Raw genomic sequence first — 18,923 nt, 5'->3', positions numbered from 1 at the left:
CAATCTTACTTTTCGGACAGCCTTTTTTAAAATATGTCATAAAACAGAATTTATATCGGAAAATTATGGTGGGGCTTCTTAGGTAGAGTTAGTGCAAGTTTGGAAAAATCCCTGTATCGTTTAGCCTTTGCGAAAAAATGTTTTTGAACAAATGTCGAAAAGAAAGCGCTTTTTTCCTACAATGTGTATGTACATAATCGTACATTTAACATTTATAATTTAGATAATGTTTTGAATGATGAATAGAGGAGATGGAATCATGTCTATACAAACGATTGGGGTAGTTGGAGCCGGCTCAATGGGGTCAGGGATTGCCAATCTCGCTGCTCTGAACGGTTTTCATGTGATTTTGCGGGATATCGAAGACCGCTTTGTAGAGGGCGCTTTATCCCGGATGGATAAGTTTATGTCCAAAAGTGTCGAGCGGGGCAAAATGACGGAAGAGCAAAAACAAGAAACGTTTGCCCGAATTCAAATAACAACAAATCTGGAAGAGATGAAAGATGCAGATATCGTTATTGAAGCCGTTTTGGAAGACATGGCTCTGAAAAAAGAAGTGTTTTTCCTACTGGACGAGATCACTCGCGCAGATGTCATCTTAGCTACAAACACTTCCTCAATGTCCATTACGGAAATTGCTTCTGCAACGAAGCGCCCGGATCGGGTTGCAGGCATGCACTTTTTCAACCCGGCACAATTGATGAAGTTAGTGGAAGTCGTTCGCGGATTTGAAACGAGCGCTGAAACTGTCGAAGTGTTGAAAGCGCTATCTACCCGCTTGAAAAAAGAAGTGGTGGAAGTTAAAAAAGATTCACCCGGCTTTATCGTCAATCGCATTATGATTCCGCAGTTTATTGAAGCAATCCGCCTATTGCAAGAAGGCGTCGCTACGGAGGAGGATATCGATAAGGCAGTGAAATTTGGTTTGAACTATCCAATGGGGCCATTTGAGCTTCAGGATTTTGCCGGGGTTGATATCGGCTATTATGTCATGGAATACTTTCAAAAAGAATTCAACGATTCCCGTTTTGCACCTCCGCTTCTCATAAAGCAAATGGTGAGAGCGGGAAGGCACGGGAAAAAGACTGGAGCTGGTTTTTATGATTACAACAAATAAGCGGGAGAAAAAAGATCTGGAATTTGTACTTTGTGACATCGAGGATCACGTAGCGGTTGTGACGATCAATCGTCCGCCGGTGAACCCTTTAAACACAAAAGTATTTAAGGAACTTTTGCTTCTTTTTGGACAATTGGATGAGGATGAAGATGTCCGGGCAATCGTTTTGACCGGCAGCGGCGAAAAAGCGTTTGTAGCGGGCGCGGATATAAATGAAATGTCCGGACTCGACCTTGTGGGCATTCATAAAATGAACAAGGTTTCCAGAAATGTTTTTACGCAAATTGAGAATGCAACGAAACCGGTTATTGCCGCGATTAACGGTTTGGCCCTTGGCGGCGGCTTTGAACTTGCCTTAGCCTGCGATCTGCGCATTTGTTCAGAAAGAGCGAAGTTTTCTTTCCCGGAAGTCGGCTTGGGAATTATCCCTGGCGGAGGGGGGACACAGCGCCTGCAAAAAATAGTCGGACAAGGAATAGCGAAAGAACTTTTGTATTTTGGTGATATGTTCGATGCTGCCCGCGCCCATGAATTACACATTGTAAACAATGTTGTACCGGCGGACGAAGTGCTCGCTGCGGCAAAAGAGTGGGCCGCAAAGCTTGCCCAAAAGCCTCCGGTCGCACTTCAAATGTTGAAAGTCGCTGTGAACGCGGGAAGCAATACGGACATGGAAACAGGTTTAACGATTGAAAACACTTGTTTCGGTAATGCCTTCTCTACAGAGGACCGAAAAGAAGGATTGACTGCGTTTGTTGAAAAAAGAAAGCCTGTATATACCGGACGGTAAGGGCGAGTTTATGAAGCATTCGGATATACAGCCTTCTCTACTCATTTTCGGATGCTTCTTTTTTACACCTTAGCGATGTGAAAAGTACAGTAAAGATTGAAAAGCGGATCGCCTTTTATGGGTATCAAAGGAGTTGAGCGAATGGCGACAAAAAATGCGGGTATTAAAAACTTCTTGGACGGCAACATCTTCCCCGCAGACATTTTTACTCCCGAAGATTTTTCAGATGAACATAAAATGATTGCGGAAACGGCCGAAAAGTTTGTTGTGAACGAAGTCATACCGGCTTTGGAAAAAATCGAAAATCAGGAATTTGCTGAAACAGTCCGCTTGATGAAACAAGCAGGAGAAATTGGATTGATCGGAGCGGATATTCCTGAGGAGGAAGGTGGATTTGATCTCGGCAAAGTCAGCGGAGCCATTATCGGTGAAAAAATGGCTTTGGGCCGTTCATTCTCGATTACATTTGGTGGACAAACGGGGATTGGCGCGTTGCCGATAGCTTATTTTGGCAATCAGGCGCAAAAAGCCGCCTATTTGCCTGACTTGCTAAGCGGCGAAAAAATAGCAGCTTATGCATTGACGGAACCTTCTTCAGGGACTGACGCAATGAGTTTAAAAACAACGGCGGTTTTATCTGAGGATGGCTGCCATTATATGTTAAACGGTGAGAAACAGTGGATTACGAATGCTGCTTTTGCCGACATATTTATTGTTTATGCCAAGGTGGACGGGGAAAAAATGACCGCCTTTATTTTGGAAAAAGACTATGAAGGGTTGGCCACGGGACCGGAAGAGCAAAAAATGGGCTTGAAGGGATCATCAACCCGTTCGCTCATCTTGGACAATGTGGCCGTTCCCGTTGAAAATGTGATTGGTCAAATGGGCCGCGGGCATATCATTGCCTTTAATGTGTTGAATATGGGCCGTTTTAAACTTTCCGCATCGGCATTAGGATCTTCTAAAAGAGCTATTGAACTTGCCGCCAAATATGCGAATGAACGCAAACAGTTTGGCCAGCCACTTTCGAATTTTAAATTGATTCAACAAAAACTTGCCGACATGGCCATTCAAACGTACGCAAATGAAAGTGCCATCTACCGAACAGCGGGAGCAATGCAGAAAGGGTTTGAAGAAATGCAGGCGCATGGCGGTGATTATGGAAAAACGCTTGCCGGTTTTGCGGTCGAATGCTCCATTAATAAGGTAATGTCAACTGAAGCACTTGATTTTATCAGCGATGAAGCTGTTCAAATTCACGGTGGATACGGATATATGGCTGAGTATGAGGTGGAGGCGATATACCGCGACTCCCGGATCAATCGGATTTTTGAAGGAACGAATGAGATCAACAGGGTGATTATCGCAGAAAGTTTATTGAAAAATGAGAAATCTAAAGCTCATGATCAGCCATTCAAGAACGGCCCGCTTCAACAGGAAAAACAGACTCTTGCGCTCATGAAAGAGTATGGCCATTCAACGATTCAGGCTCTCAAGCAGGCCGAACTGGCCGATGTGAATGAAGAACAGGAAGCGGCAGCGTTTTTGGCTGATCTGATCATCGCCATTTACACTGGTGAAAGCGCGGTGTTACGCGCCGAAAAATCGCTTGCCAACTTGGGCGAGGAACGAAGTGCCCAGATGGTTGATTGCGTCAAAGTGTATGTTCATGAAAAAGCTCAATGGTGTTTCGTTAATGCTTTAAATATTCTCCACCATCTCCATCACCAGGAATCACTTTTTCATACAGCAGGCCGCCTGATGAGCAGCACTCCTCATAATATCGTAGAACGGAAGCGTCGTATCGCCGCGAGAGTGATTGCAGCGGAAAAATACATCATTTAAACATGATTTCACTTTAAATAAATCTATCATAGTCCGGATGAGTGTGGGGATTCTCTTTAATATGTGTACCTAAGCCCTGTGGAGTGGTCCCGCTTGTACGTTGCTCAACGGGCACTTGCCCATTTTTTAAGACATTTATTGACTGTTTGAAAGGCTTGCGCTTTATGTGAAAAATTCATTTCCGGGATGCGCTAGAATATGAAAGAGGTGCAAACAATGAGTCACATTGTAATGGTAGAAGGCGCGCGGACCCCCTTTGCGAAAATTTCGGGCTCCTTTCGAGAGATAAACGCTACGGAGTTAGGGGTTATGGCCGCAAAAGAAGCGATTAAAAAATCAGGAATCCGTCCTGAAGAAATTGATCAGGTTGTTTTCGGAAATGTACAGCAATCCAGCAAGGATGCCCACATGCTGGCAAGACATATCGGCTTGAAATCAGGCGCCCGCTTGGAAGTTCCCGGCGTTACCATCAATCGTGTATGCGGCACCGGCATTGAAACCATTCTGACCGGAGCGAGATATATATTGAACGGTGAAGCGGATGTTGTATTGGCGGGCGGAACAGAAAATATGAGCCAAGTGCCCCATGTCATTCGCGGGATGAGGTGGGGAAGCCAGCTTGGTGGTCCTGTTGTTGAAGACTGGCTTTGGGATGGGCTTCTTGACACAAACTGCGGATATACGATGGCCGAAACCGCTGAAAATCTAGCTGAAAAATACAATATTTCACGAGAAGAAGTGGATGAACACGCACTGGGAAGCCACACGCGGGCAATCAAGGCGAGAAGTAAAGGTTATTTTAAAGAGGAGATCGTTCCGGTTACGGTAAAGGGGAGAAAAGGTGATGAGGTAATAGAGCATGATCAGCATATTCGCGAAACAAGCAGGGAACAATTAGCGAAATTGCCGGCCAGGTTTGTCGAGAATGGAGTCGTCACACCGGGAAATGCGAGTGGCATGGTGGATGGCGCCGCAGCCGTCATTATCACCTCAAGTGATTACGCTGAAAAGAACGAACTAAAACCGATCGCGCGTCTCGTCTCATGGGACGTTGTGGGAGTTGAACCAAAATATATGGGAATCGGCCCAGTTCCAGCGATTCAAGGTGCTTTGAAAAAAGCGGACTTGCGGCTGAAAGATATTTCTTTGATCGAGATTAATGAAGCATTTTCAGCCCAATATTTAGCTTGCCAAAAAGAACTTGGGTTTGATCCGGAAATTGGAAATGTAAATGGGGGAGCCGTAGCATTGGGGCATCCATTGGCGGCCAGCGGGACAAGAATCTCCTATACGATCGTCAAAGAGTTAAAAAGAAGAAAGGAAACATACGGTGCATCAGCTGTTTGCATTGGGGGCGGACAAGGAATCGCGGCCATTTGGGAAGCGCTATAAGTATGATCGTGCAAAAGCTATCACTTTTTCCATGGAAAGGAATGCCATTACAGAAATCGGGTGAGGAAATGAAACAATTACAGAAGACTCTCAATGTCAGCAATACATTGAAGGAAGCCGCAAAAACATTTTACGACAGGGAAGCCGCCGTTGTCGGTGAAAGAAGAATGACTTACGGCGAGCTTGACCAGGAAGTGACGAAGCTTGCCAATCAATTGATCCAACTTGGTGTTAAAAGTGGAGACCACGTCGGGATTTCTTTACAAAATTCATTGGAATTTATAATCGCATTTTATGCCATTGCCCGTGCCGGTGCTGTCATCATTCCGATCAATCCTTTTTTTAGTAAAGAAGAGAGTGCCTATGTGGTTGAACAATCGCAGGCAAAGCTTATTTTTTGTGGAGAAAAAGCTTATTTTCAGGAGCTTCGATATGAGATTGAAACGCTTGAAAAGTTGATTTCAGTCGGTTTTGAAGAGGATGAGTTTATTTCTTACTCGAGACTGATGATGCGCGGATCACCAAAAGAACCGCTTCATGTGGAGCCAAAGGAAGATCTATTTGCCATTCTGTTTACCTCTGGAACGACTGGTCGTTCCAAAGGAGCAATGTTGACACATGAAAACGTGCTGTATAGTACATTATCTGCGGCCAAGGTAATGAAATGTACCGAAGAAGATATTTTTTTAATGCCAAATCCTCTTTTTCATATTTTTGGCGTTACATTTATTCTTCGGGCAGCCAGTTGCGGAGGAAAACTGATCGTGATGGAAAAATATTCCGTTACAAAGGGGCTGGAATTGATAGAAAAAGAGAAGGTAACTGTTCATCCCGGTGTGCCGACTATGTTTACTTTGGAGCTAAACCATCCGGATTTTAGCAAATATAATGTAAGCTCGTTACGTACTGGTGAAATGGCGGCTGCTCCATGTCCGGTGGAAGTGGTTAAAAGAATCAGGAAAGAAATGAACTGTAACGTTCTTGTGGCATACGGGATGACTGAAACCTCAGCAACCCTTACGATTACAGGCTTTGAGGACAGTGATGAGCTTCGCTCAGAAACTGTGGGACGCCCCATTCCCGGTGTACGCATCAAAATCGTCGATGAAAACAGGGAAGAGTGTGAAACAGGACGGGTTGGAGAGATCGCTTGTAAGGGCCCCGTGGTGACAAAAGGATATTTCAATATGCCGGAAGAAACGGCTAAAGCCATTGATCATGAAGGCTGGTTTTATACGGGGGATATAGCGACAATTGATGAAAGCGGTTACGTGAGAATTGTCGGGCGGAAAAAAGAAATAATCATTCGTGGCGGGTTCAATATTTATCCACGGGAACTGGAGGAAAGCCTGCATCAACACCCAGACATTGTTCATGCAGCAGTGATTGGCCTGCCTGATGAAATTTATGGAGAAATCACATGTGCTTGTGTTGTTTTAAAAAAAGGGTCGAAAGCAAGCGAAGAATCCCTGGCGGAATATATGAAACAGAGATTTGTAAAGTATAAAATTCCGGATACAATCATGATATTGAATGAATTGCCTGTCACGCCTTCGGGGAAAATAAGCAAATTAAAACTGAAAGAAAAGATTGAACAACAAAGGGGTTTTTAATATGAAAACAGTAGACGCAAATGAGATCTATGATAAAAGCGGCTTTAAACCCTTTCATCTGAATTTGCTGATTTGGTGTTTCCTCATCATTTTGTTTGATGGGTATGACACGGCGATTTACGGAGCTGTCGTCCCTGTATTGATGGAGGAATGGTCGCTTACCCCCGTCCAAGCAGGAGCAATCGGCAGTTATACGGTCATTGGAACCGTCGTCGGGGCTGTTGGAATGAGTATCATTGCCGACAGAATCGGCCCGAAAAAAATTGTCATTATAAGCGTAGTGATGTTCAGCTTATTCACATTTTTGTCAGGATTTGCAAACACTCCTGTCTCTTTTGCTATTTTGCGCGTTCTTGCGGGACTTGGCCTTGGTGGTGTTATGCCGAACGTGGTTGCGCTGTCAAGCGAGTTTGCCCCAAAGAAAATAAGGAGCACAATGGTGGCTCTTATTTTTTGTGGCTATTCTGTCGGCTCGATGCTCATCGCTCTTATCAGCAAATTTGCTATTGAAACATATGGTTGGAAACCACTTTTTTGGTTGGCGGCGATCCCGCTTTTACTCATTCCTTTTATGGTAAAGGCGTTACCTGAATCATTGCGAATATTGGCTAGTCAAGGAAAAAGCGATGAAATACGAAAAATATTGAGAAAGACGGTTCCAAGCGAAAAGCTTAGTGAAAATACAATCTTTTCAACCAGTGGCAAAGAAGCAAAGGGCGTATCTATTAAAGTGCTGCTTAGTGAAAAGCGCGCGCTAAGCTCTGTCATGTTCTGGGCCATTTCCTTCAGTTGTTTTATTTTGATATATGCAATGAATACTTGGTTGACAAAGTTAATGATTCAAGCAGGTTATGATCTTAGTTCGAGCTTGCTTTTCTTGGCGCTGCTCAATGTTGGAGCGATGATCGGCACGATTGCCATTGGGCCGTTACTGGACAAATATGGTGCCAAAAAAGTGCTTGTTCCATTGTTCTGTTCAGGAGCCCTGTCACTCATATTTATTTCGGTCGCCAAGCATATCGTGCTGGCTTATCTGCTTGTTGGCGTGATTGGGGCGGCTTCGATTGGAATTCATAACTTGCTTAATCCGGTCGTATCACAATATTATCCGCCGGAGATCAGATCGACAGCACTTGGAGTGATGATGGCCTTTGGAAGATTAGGGGGGATTTTGTCGCCGACTTTGGTAGGTCTGCTTATGTCGCAAAATTTGACTGTCCAGGGAAACTTTATGGCTATTAGCTTAGCCTGTGTTATTGGCGCCGTTGCTATTTTGCTCGTTCAAGAAAAGTATGCGTATCAATATCAGTATAAAGACAGTCAAGGAATCCCCTTATATAAGAAACAGTCCAGTTAAAAGAATTTTAGAAAACCAACATAACCGATCGCAACAATTGCTCCGACATGCCTATAACAATGTTAAAAATGACGATCCGGGCTTTGGACTGAAAGTTGTATGCGTTTGCATCAGCATATTCAAGAAGGACGAGCTTTCAAGGAAAAAAGACCGTGTCACAATCGCCGACTCCTGCTATTTGATTGGGCTGGGCAATGACATTTAAATAGCGGTTAAACACTTCAAAAAACCCCGCAGAAATGTATCTTCTGCGGGATTCGGTATTTATTATTATAAAGACTTTTGAATGTGAAGAATCGATTCTTTCAGGATGCTGACAAAGTCGTTTACGTCTTGTTCAGTCATGCAAAGTGGAGGGGAGTAAACGATTGTGTCTTTTTCCCAGTAAGTAACATTTCTCAAGATGAGTCCACGCTCTCTTGCTTCTGCGACAACTTTTCCAGAAAGTTTTTCTTCGAAGCGTTCACCTGTTTCTTGGTTTTTGACGATTTCTATAGCGCCGATCAATCCGAGATAGCGAACTTCACCAACGATGTCTGTTTCGTTTTGAAGTTCTTTTAGCTTGCTGCCTAAAAGCTCTCCCATGACTCTGGAGTTTTCAACCATGTTTTCAGACTCCAAGATTTCGATGTTTTTCAAGCCGACGGCACAAGCTGTTGGATGTCCGCTGTAAGTGAATCCGTGCATCAATACCCCTTTGGAGTATTTAATTAAGTCTTGATGGATATGCTCACGTACAACAACTGCACCCAATTGGATATATCCGCTTGAGATACCTTTTGCTAACAGGAGTACATCTGGAACGATGCCGAAATGTTCGCATGCAAACATTTTTCCTGTACGTCCGAATCCGTTAATGACTTCGTCAGCAATGAACAGGATGTCATGCTCGTCACAGATTTTGCGAATTTCTTGGAGGTATCCTTCTTTCGGGAAGTTAACGCCTCCGGCACCTTGGATAGGCTCGGTTAAAAATGCAGCAATGGTATCTGCGCCTTCTTCTTGAATAGCTCTTCTGAAATCTTCTGGATCATCCGGATCGATGTGAATAAATCCTGGTGCAAGAGAAGTAGTAAATTCATGGAAAGATTCGATACCTGTTGCACTTGTAGAACCGGAAGCTACTCCATGATACGCTCTTCTGCGAGCGATGATTTTTGTTTTTTCTGGTTTGCCTTTTACTTTCCAATAATGACGTACGAGTTTATATGCCGAATCGTTTGATTCAGAACCACCGGACGTAAAGAAAACACCATTGAGATCTCCAGGTGTCATTTCAGCTACTTTAGCAGCAAGGCGAATGGCTGGCTCATTACTAAAGCCGGTAAAGCTAGAGACATAAGCGCATTTTTCCATTTGCTCTTTGGCAACTTCAGCCAATTCTTTCCGTCCATAGCCAATATTAACATTCCAAAGAGACGCCATTCCTTCAATGTATTTTTTTCCATTCAGATCATAAACATGAACGCCTTCTGCTTTATCGAAAATAATGGAAGGGCCTTTTTCTTGTTGATCTTGAAGTGAAGAAGTGGGATGAATAAAATATTTTTTATCCAATTCAACCAATTCTTGTCGTAACGCTTCGTTGTTGCTCATTGATATCGCTCCTTTTTTCCAAATGTCGCTGTATCCAGTGGCATTATGTAATTAATCTTCACAACTATAGATTATATATGATTAATTTTAGAAAAGAAAGGGGTTGACTTCCTTTTTCCAAGATTTTGTGTAAGGAGTATTTGATTTGCCTCTTGTTAAAAAAAAGTAATTTTTGGATCCAATTTAGGGAATGGAGTGGAGCCGGCCATCATTAGTCCCGGCTTCGACCCATATTCATGTTTCTACAGTTACGCTGTTCTATCTTGTGAATCGTTTTCCAAACTTAAATGAAGCTCAGGCGGCTTTTGTTTAAACCCTTTTGTTAAAAAGAGCAGATAAATAAAACCGAGAGCAAACCAGATGCTTCCCAACACCTTTGAGTGGATGTCCAAATTCAATAATAACCATATATCAAGCACGGCCCCAATACCCGGAAGGATCAAGTAAAGAATGGTTCCTTTGAAGGACCGTTCTTTCTTTTTAATAAAGTAATAAGAAATAACCGCGATATTGACGGAGATAAAGGCTATAAACGCTCCAAAGTTGATGAAAGACGCCACCAAGGTCAAGCTCAACACTAAAGAAAGAAGGGAGATGGCGCTGATTAATAAAATATTATTGATAGGTGTTTTAAATTTGGGATGAAGCTTGCCAAAAAAACTCGGAAGTTGTCCGTCACGTCCCATGGCAAATAGCACGCGAGAGGCACTTGCCTGGGAAGACATTGCCGATCCAAAAACCGTTACCGCATAAACGGCCAGAAATAAGGTGGCCATTAATTTGCCGCCAACAAAAGTGATGATCTCATGAGATGCTGAATCCGGGTCTGTAAATGTCGTGTGGTCCGGCCATACATTGTATGCAAAATAAGATACCGTCATGAAAACGGCTCCGCCTACAAGGGTGATCAACATGACAGCGCGGGGAATCGTCTTTTTCGGATTGACGGTTTCCTCCGCAAACGCCGTTGCCGAATCAAAGCCCAGGAATGAAAAACATAATAGGGCTGCACCGGCAACAATATAAGAGAAAGATTCATCCGGGTTGAAAAATGGCTTCACGTTTAAAAGGGTGCCCGTACCCGCTCCGCCAACAATTTCTTTTACGGAAAAGCCGATAAATATGAAGATAAACAACAGAGAAAATATCGTAATCATTGCATTGGCCATGGTGGCCAGCCTGATTCCTCTGGCATTGATGAGCGTAACGAGCAGAAGCATCCCCAGGATCCAAATATAGCTTGGGATGGCCGGAAAAGCCGCTGAGAAAAAGATGCCAAACAGCAAATAGTTGACCATCGGGATGAATAAATAATCCATTAGCACGGCCCAGCCGACCATGAAGCCGACGTGTGGGCTGATCGACTTTTGCGTGTAGGTGTAAGCTGAGCCGGCCGATGGCACGACTTTCGCCATTTGACCATAACTATAGGCGGTAAAAAGCATGACAATGAGCGCCAATAAATAGGATCCCGATACCATGCCGTTCGACAATTCCGCAGCTATTCCATACGTGCTGAAAACAGTCGCCAGTGCCATAAATGAAAATCCGAAAAGTACAACCGGGATAAGGGTAAGGGAGCGCTTCATTTGGTTTTGTTGCATACAAATCCTCCTTTTGGCTTGTGAGCGGTTACGAATAAAATGTTGTATAAAGGGGCTTCAAACAAGGAAGCATCTTATGGATGATTCACAAGCTTTTTTGTATTTTTTTCATAAACTACTTTTCCATCAACCATTGTCATTTCAACTTTAGCATCGAGGATTTCTTTTTCCGGAACATGAAACAAGTTCCTGTCGAGAATAACTATATCTGCAAGCTTTCCTTTTTCTAATGTGCCCATTTCGTGTTCCCGGAACACGCTGTAAGCAGATCCGTAAGTATAGGCTCTTAAAGCTTGTGCCAATGTAATTTTTTCCTGTTCATTCCAAGTATCTTCCAGTGAATAATCTTTGCGTGTTACTGCATGATAAAGTCCCAGCATCGGATTTAGCGGTACAATCGGATAGTCGCTACTGTAAGGCATGACATGTCCTTCCTTGAAGAAGAGGGCGTTCGGATAAATATAAGGGAACTTTTCCTTTGAAACCCTTTCTGTATGGCTTTCTCTCGGCATTAAGGCCATATGGTAAGGCTGGACCGAAGGAAGCACGCCTAATTGTTTAAATCTTGGTATATCTTCCGGGGCAATGACCTCAATATGTTCAAGGGTGTGGCGTGAGTCCCGCTTGCCATTTTCTTTTTGAGCATTTTCGTATAGATCGAGGCCAAGCCGGACAGCGCCATCTCCGATTGTGTGAAATTTAATTTGATAACCTTCCTTATCGGCGGCTGTGACCCATTCTTGAAGCTGTTCTTCGGAAAAGCCGATTTCACCTCTTGTTTCCGGCTTATCTTTATACACATCAAGCATGTAAGCGGTATAGCCGGTCACAACCCCGTCAATGAATTGCTTTAAACCGGACATTTTCAGCTTTGGTGAAGTGAATGTTTTCCGGAATTCATTTGCTTGTTCCCAATCACCATTTAGCGGTGGATATAGATGGATTCTGACAGTTAATAAATCGTTTTCATCAAATTCTTTAAAAGTGGCGTACCCTTCCAACTGTTCATGGGCCCGGGACAAATAAAGGTCGTTCACTGCGGTCACACCAAAGCTTGCGGCGTGGTCCAAGAAAAGCTGTACCATTTTTCTTTTCTGTTCATCAGAAAAGTTATAGGCATATTCGCCAACGAGTGACATCGCGGATTCAATTAAAATGCCTGTTGGATGACCATCCCCATCTTTATGAATGATTCCATAATCCGGGTTGGCCGTGTCCGGCTTTATGTTAGCGATATCAAGCGCTTTCGTATTGACCCAGCCATAATGCCCTTCTGCATGAATCAGAAAAACAGGCCGGTCAGAAATATACTGGTCAAGGATGTGCCGATCGGGAAAATGCTTGTCCCCCCATGCGGTATAATCCCATCCGGTTCCAATAATCCACGAGCTGTCAGGATGTTCATCTGCATACGCTTTCACTTTTTCGGCAGCATCTTTGGCAGATAACGTATCATTTAAAGGAACGGCATAGTAGTTAAAGAGACTCCCGGCCATAATATGAATGTGTGAATCAAAAAAACCTGGCGAAACGAGCTTTTCCCCGGCATCAATCAGGCGCGTTTCATCACTCATGTATTTGTTTGCTTCCAGAGGTTTACATACAGCAAGGATTTTATTATCCTTTATGGCGACAGCCAGATGTTCAGGATGTTCTTTTAAGCCCGTAAAAACGGCTTTACTTTGTATGATCAGATCCGCTTTCATTTTTTCTCCTCCCAAGTATTAATATGTTTATAGTGGTTGGGATTTACATATAATTATGATGCAATTATTATGCCAACTATAAATGTACTTAAATCATGTCTATTCTTATACCTATTTCCCAACCAAAAGGTCTTGCGATCACGCAAAAAAAAACAGTTGTCCGGCTATAGTAGGAGGTTGAAGCAATCCTTTATGCTATAATTCATAAAATTGATCTTTGAATAATATAAGAATGCGATTTTACATAACCTATTCATATTTGCATTGATTAAATGAGGGAGTCGCTGATTGGCGCATCAAGCTTCGGAGTCCAGAAAATGCCGATGTTTGCGAAGCGAGGAAAATTTCGCGACATGAGCTTTGAGGCATGGTCTTGTTTATGAGGTCTATTACAAACGGCTTGAGGTCATGAATGGCAAGGAAGCCTATTAGAATGGATGTATTTCCTCGGTCCAACATATTTATGGAAGATTGTTCACGTTGGAAAGGCGGCTAAAAGATTTGCTTAATATATATCATTTTTCATCCATAAAAGGGCATCATGAACTTTTCAATGATAGCCCCATGATACAATGTTCCAGCCAGCATCAGCATAAACTGGTACTCTTCCGTTCCAGACAAAATCCGAATCGCAAGTGTACACTTATGTGTCCGGCAAATCGGAAAACGGGGATTTGTGTTTTTGATCAAATTAAAGGGGTTGAGACACAAGCAAATATTAAATAGCAAAAAAATCCCTATCATCTCTACGTCAACATATTTTGACTACGCTAAAAGCTTGCGTATTATACACTGGGACAATTTATCCGGCATGTAAGGTGCCGTAAGCCTCCCACTTCAAAATCTTGGGTGAATACAAAAGGTCTAAGTGTGAGCAAACGGCACCTAAATGCCCGATTGGTTCAACTAACATTCAGTAGGAGACCTACTGAATGAAGTTTCACTTTATCCGGCATGTAAGGTGCCGTAAGGCTCCCACTTCAAAATCTTGGGTGAATACAAAAGGTCTAAGTGTGAGAAAATAGCACCTAAATGCCCGATTGGTTCAACTACCATTCAGTAGGAGACCTACTGAATGAAGTTTCACTTTATCCGGCATGTAAGGTGCCGTAAGCCTCCCACTTCAAAATCTTGTGTGAATACAAAAGGTCTAAGTGTGAGCAAACGGCACCTAAATGCCCGATTGGTTCAACTAACATTCAGTAGAAGACCTACTGAATGAAGTTTCACTTTATTGTTCGTTTTTTAACAGCTGATTTAGTTATGTCCCGGTCCCTTTGTGTTTCCTGTACACTTCCATCTTTGATGGAAAGGTACATGAAACATTTATAATATTAAACGACTTTTTCTTCATAATGGACATTTGAGTTGTTGGATTTGGTCAGTAATGAAATAACGACTACCAAAATGGTTGACACCGGCAATCCAATAAAAACGGGATGAATGCCGAATGGATGTCCTGCCATTTGCCAACCTACCGCAATAAAGAGCCCGATCCACATTGCCCATGTGCCGCCCGCTTTCGTAGCCCCTTTCCAAAATAGCCCGAAAATGACTGGTGCCAGCAGGGATGAAACTAACATCGCTGTTCCCGTTACCCACAAATTAACGAGTTGCGGAATATATAATGCGAGCAGCAAAGAAAATATGGAGACAAACATGACTGATAAACGACTGTATGCCAGAAGCTTCCTATCTTCTTGAAGCTTTAGACGCGGCTTAATAATATCATTGACAATAGATGAAGCCCCTGCCATGAAAAACGAGTCCGCTGTTGAAATAACGGTAGCCAATAAAGCAATGATCATCACAATAATCATTGGAAAATTGAAAACATTCCCGATGATTTCATAGTAGCTCAATGTCGGATTAATGTCTCCCATCTGTAAGCCGTACTTGCCTGCTACTCCAATCGTAATCACGAAAAATCCTGTTAAAAATGCCACTACGATGGAAATCCAGTAGCCGCGTGTGGTCGTTTTCAAATCTTTTGCGGCCCAAAATCGTTGCCATAGATCCTGTCTGACAAATTGATAGGCGCCAATCGTTAATAAATAGACGAAAACTTGCGTGGCCGAAATATTGAAGACGCTCAAATTGGCTCTTTCATTCATTGCCAGGGCGTTTTCTGTCATATTACCCCAGCCGCCAGATGCAATAATAACAGCAACAAACAAGGTGAAAATACCAATCGTCTGAATCGTTCCGTGAAAGGCATCTTGCCAAATAACGGATTTCATCCCGCCAAAGTACGTTTTGAGCGTCAGCATAATCCAGCTAATGATAATTCCTGTTGTGATGCTAAGTCCGATGGTCAAATTCAAAATAGTCGCAATGGCAACAAATTGCATGCCGGTTATGGCACTATAAGCAATTAAAATACTGATGACTGTTGGAAAGCGGGCCCCTTCACCGAAGCGCAACGTTGTAAAATCGGCAATCGTAACCATATTGTATTTTTCTCCATATTGGCGAATTTTTTTAACAAAGAAAAACATTAAAATGATACCCGCAAAAAGGGTGCCGAAGTTTAGCCAATGCTGACCCATGCCAAACCTGTACCCATTTTCCATATAGCCGAGCAAAGTGGACCCGCCGACAGCGGTGCCGACGAACGTCAGGATTAATGGGAAAATGGAGACAGATCTTCCGGCTACGTTATAATCATCATATGTTTTGATGCTTTTTTGATTTATATAGAGAGAGACTCCAAATAGAAACAGGAAATAGACAATGACAAGTCCACCCAAAATCATTTGTTCTTGCGAATGATACATATTGATTTCTCCTCATTTCAGGGATATTTTTAAGTGTCGCTAAAGACGATTTCTCCTTCAACAATTGTTTGAGTTACTTTCATGTCTTTGAGTGATTCCGGATCCGTTTTAAATGGGTCTTGGTTCAATACGATGAAATCCGCATATTTTCCAATGGAAAGTGAACCGATTATGTTTTCATCAAAGCCTGAAAAGGCGGCGTCAATGGTGTAAGCTTTTATCGCGTCTTCCACTGAAATGGCTTCTGCTGTTCCAAGTTGTTGACCGCCAATCGTCTTGCGGACGACGGCAGAATAGACGCCAAGCAGCGGATTGCCGTCACATACCGGTAAATCTGAATTTCCCGGGGACATAATTCCATATTTCTTAAAGGAAGCATGCGGAAATACTTTTTCTGCCCGCTGCTTTCCAAGGTTTGCCAAATAGCTGTCTCCAATCGAGTATATAAATCCAATGGAAGAAGCGGCAATGATTCCATATTGCGCTATTTGCTTTAAATGTTCTTCTGTCGGTAAGGTACAATGCTCGATTCTGTTGCGCATTCTCTTGTTTTCTTCGGGGGTGGCCGCATTTGAAATAGCCTTCAGAGCCATTTCGATTGCCCGCTCACCAATCCCATGGATGGATACACGCAAATTGTTTTTAATAGATTGGGATACGAGCTTGTTTAAATGGTCTTGCTGCATGTATAGAATGCCGTTGTTATTGTCATCATTCTCATAAGGCCTGTTCAATGCTGCTGTTTTGCCGCCGACACTTCCATCGAGCATGTACTTTAAGCCTTGAATATTCAGGCGGTCATTTCCTAAATGGCTTTCAATTCCAAGTTTCAGAGCCTCATCTTGGACACCGGTCCAGCCCATTAAATCAATTGCCCAGAGCCAAAGGCGGGCTTTCAAACGGAAACTTTCTTCTTTTTGAAGCTGTTGGTACACGATCATGTCGTTTTTAGTGACGGCCATTTCATGCACAGTCGTAATTCCCCACTGGAAAAATTGTTTCTGTGCCTGCATCATCGCGTCTTTTAATTGTTCAATAGAAAATAGAGGGACAGAAAACTCGTGCATGGCGTTTTCTTGTATGAGACCGCTTGGTTTGCCGGTTTTAGGATCAATATGGAAATGACCTCCTTCAGGATCTTTAGGAAGATCAGGCAGGCCGCTCGCCTTAAAAGCAAATCTATTGGCCACAGCATTATGTGAACAAGTCCTTTTTAGGAATACGGGATGATCTGGCGCGGCTTCACTTAGCTCGTCCATTGTAGGAAAGCGTTTTTCCTTTATTTTGCTGTCGTCCCATCCCGTCCCAAGGATCCATTCTCCTTTTGGCGTTACTTTTGCTTTTTCCCTTACTGCATGAAGAATGCTTTCAATGTCGGGTGTTACTTCTGCTCTCAAGTCAAGTTGCAGCAATTTTGCCGCGTACTGTAACGGATGTGCATGACTTTCGATAAATCCTGGTAAGACCGTTTTTCCATTTACATTTACTAGTTTTGTGGAAGGACCTTTCATCTGGTTTGTATTCTCGTCAAAAGCAATCATTTTTCCGTTCTTGACTGCCACTTTAGTTGCGTTAGGGCGGACTTCATCCATCGTGTAAATGTTGGCGTTATAAAAGATTACATCTGCGAACATTTCATATACCTCCTCTTGATGTGGCGCTTTCTTACAGGAAGGAAGCGTTAGTATGATGATTTTCCAACTGATAGACTGTCTTCAAAAGCAAGTTGGCACCTTTTTCAATCTCTTGCGGCGTGGTAAACTCTTCTTGGCAGTGGCTTTTTCCATCAGCACTTGGAACAAATATCATGGCTGTTGGGGTTATTCGATTGATATATTTTGCGTCATGCCCGGCTCCGCTGATCATTTTTTGGTTGCTATAACCAAGCTTGTCGGCATTTTCGGCAATGATGTTAATCAAACTTTCGGAAAAGCGGGTCGCGGAACTTTCCCAAATTTTATCGATTTGAACTGAAACTTTTTCAGCGGCAGCACAAACGCTGATTTTTTCTATTAATAATTGGGTCAATTGTTCTTTGATGGTGTCATGCGAATGGCGGATATCGACAGAGAAAGTGACCTCCCCGGGCACACAATTGATCGAGTTTGGCTTAATAGAAAGCCTGCCTACTGTAGCCGTAGCTTCATGATGAAAGTTTACGGCTGTTTGTTTAATCATTTGTATCATCTTGGAAGCCGCGTACAGGGCATCCTTCCGCATGTTCATCGGCGTTGGTCCTGCGTGATCGGATTGCCCGGTGATTTTCACTTCCAGCCAATTCATTCCTTGAATGCCGGTCACGATGCCGATATCCACATTTTTATGTTCCAATACGGGACCTTGCTCAATATGGAGCTCCAAATAGCAATAAGCGTTTTGAATGCGGTTTCTTTTTGAACCGTGATAGCCGATCCGTTTTAATTCATCTAAAAAGGTTTTCCCTTCCCGGTCTGTACGAGAGTAAACAAATTGGTGATCGAAATGTCCCGATAGTCCACCGGCACCTAAAATTGGCGGTTCAAATCTGGCTCCCTCTTCATTTGTAAAATTGATGAGTTCAATCGGTCTGTCTGTTTGTATACCGCTTTCATTCAATACGGTTAAAACTTCCAGTCCAGCTAGCACACCGAGTATTCCGTCGTATCTTCCGCCTTCGGGCTGTGTATCAAGATGGGAACCAATCAACACCGGAGCGGCATTGGGATTTTTTCCTTCCCTCCTGCCATAAATATTGCCAAAATCATCGACACGAACTTCCAAATCAATGTTCTTCAACCAGCGTATATATAAATCCCGCATGTTCTTATCCTCATTCGTCAGCGCGAGCCGGCGTATTCCCCCGCAGGGGAGTTTGCCGATATCGGCACTTTTGTCAATTGTTCTCATGAGGCGGTCCATATGAATCTGTAAATCTCGTTTCATGACTTCGCCAACCTCCTTATCACCTTTATATTTTATGAAATACTGTTTCATTGGCACGTTCTATGGGTTTTACTAAGAGCAATAATTGTGCCAAGATTTTTTGGTTATGGGAGCAAAAACGCCCCCGTTTTGACAGATTACGATGATTGCGTTTACAATTGTTGTTCAAAAGCGACTCAAGAAATGCAGATTTGAGTCGATATC

The 18,923-nt window shown here is 43.0% G+C and carries 12 protein-coding genes; 6 read left to right on the top strand and 6 right to left on the bottom strand.

Annotation, left to right across the window (positions count from 1 at the left end):
* Positions 1–259 precede the first annotated feature (259 nt).
* The 6 genes from MHB50_RS14820 (at position 260) to MHB50_RS14795 (ending at position 8,114) form a co-directional block, all read left to right on the top strand.
* The gene (locus tag MHB50_RS14820) at positions 260–1,117 is read left to right on the top strand and encodes a 3-hydroxyacyl-CoA dehydrogenase NAD-binding domain-containing protein (protein WP_340084059.1); all 858 of its coding nucleotides are present in this window, start codon (positions 260–262) and stop codon (positions 1,115–1,117) included.
* Positions 1,101–1,907 (top strand): enoyl-CoA hydratase-related protein, encoded by an 807-nt coding sequence (locus MHB50_RS14815; protein WP_340084058.1) that lies wholly within the window; start codon positions 1,101–1,103, stop codon positions 1,905–1,907. The genes MHB50_RS14820 and MHB50_RS14815 overlap by 17 nt, the downstream gene beginning before the upstream one ends.
* A gap of 141 nt (positions 1,908–2,048) precedes the next feature.
* Positions 2,049–3,752: an acyl-CoA dehydrogenase family protein gene (locus MHB50_RS14810; protein ID WP_340084056.1), complete on the top strand. Its 1,704-nt coding sequence runs from the start codon at positions 2,049–2,051 to the stop codon at positions 3,750–3,752.
* A 216-nt stretch (positions 3,753–3,968) separates the two neighbouring features.
* Complete coding sequence (locus tag MHB50_RS14805; RefSeq protein ID WP_340084055.1) at positions 3,969–5,144, top strand: acetyl-CoA C-acetyltransferase; 1,176 nt, start codon at positions 3,969–3,971, stop codon at positions 5,142–5,144.
* A gap of 2 nt (positions 5,145–5,146) precedes the next feature.
* A complete protein-coding gene (locus tag MHB50_RS14800; RefSeq protein ID WP_340084054.1) occupies positions 5,147–6,757 on the top strand; it encodes a long-chain-fatty-acid--CoA ligase in 1,611 nt (536 codons plus the stop codon).
* Position 6,758: 1 nt separating this feature from the next.
* Positions 6,759–8,114, top strand: coding sequence for an aromatic acid/H+ symport family MFS transporter (locus MHB50_RS14795; RefSeq protein ID WP_340084052.1), 1,356 nt, complete (start codon positions 6,759–6,761; stop codon positions 8,112–8,114).
* Between the two features lie 270 nt (positions 8,115–8,384).
* On the opposite strand, the gene MHB50_RS14790 is transcribed toward MHB50_RS14795, so the two are convergent.
* From MHB50_RS14790 to MHB50_RS14765, 6 genes are all read right to left on the bottom strand, one after another.
* Positions 8,385–9,710, bottom strand: a complete 1,326-nt coding sequence (locus tag MHB50_RS14790) for an aspartate aminotransferase family protein (protein WP_339164500.1) — start codon at positions 9,708–9,710, stop codon at positions 8,385–8,387.
* Positions 9,711–9,958: 248 nt separating this feature from the next.
* Positions 9,959–11,314, bottom strand: coding sequence for an amino acid permease (locus tag MHB50_RS14785; RefSeq protein WP_340084051.1), 1,356 nt, complete (start codon positions 11,312–11,314; stop codon positions 9,959–9,961).
* 74 nt (positions 11,315–11,388) lie between these two features.
* Positions 11,389–13,020, bottom strand: a complete 1,632-nt coding sequence (locus MHB50_RS14780) for an amidohydrolase (RefSeq protein ID WP_340084050.1) — start codon at positions 13,018–13,020, stop codon at positions 11,389–11,391.
* 1,334 nt (positions 13,021–14,354) lie between these two features.
* Complete coding sequence (locus MHB50_RS14775) at positions 14,355–15,797, bottom strand: sodium:solute symporter family protein (protein WP_340084049.1); 1,443 nt, start codon at positions 15,795–15,797, stop codon at positions 14,355–14,357.
* Between the two features lie 29 nt (positions 15,798–15,826).
* Positions 15,827–17,431, bottom strand: coding sequence for an amidohydrolase (locus MHB50_RS14770; RefSeq protein ID WP_340084048.1), 1,605 nt, complete (start codon positions 17,429–17,431; stop codon positions 15,827–15,829).
* A gap of 31 nt (positions 17,432–17,462) precedes the next feature.
* Positions 17,463–18,719, bottom strand: coding sequence for a M20 family metallo-hydrolase (locus tag MHB50_RS14765; RefSeq protein ID WP_340084046.1), 1,257 nt, complete (start codon positions 18,717–18,719; stop codon positions 17,463–17,465).
* Positions 18,720–18,923: the final 204 nt, after the last annotated feature.

The organism is Siminovitchia sp. FSL H7-0308, from assembly GCF_037980985.1.
GTDB lineage: Bacteria > Bacillota > Bacilli > Bacillales > Bacillaceae_C > Siminovitchia > Siminovitchia thermophila.
This window is presented reverse-complemented; position numbering and strand designations above follow the sequence as displayed.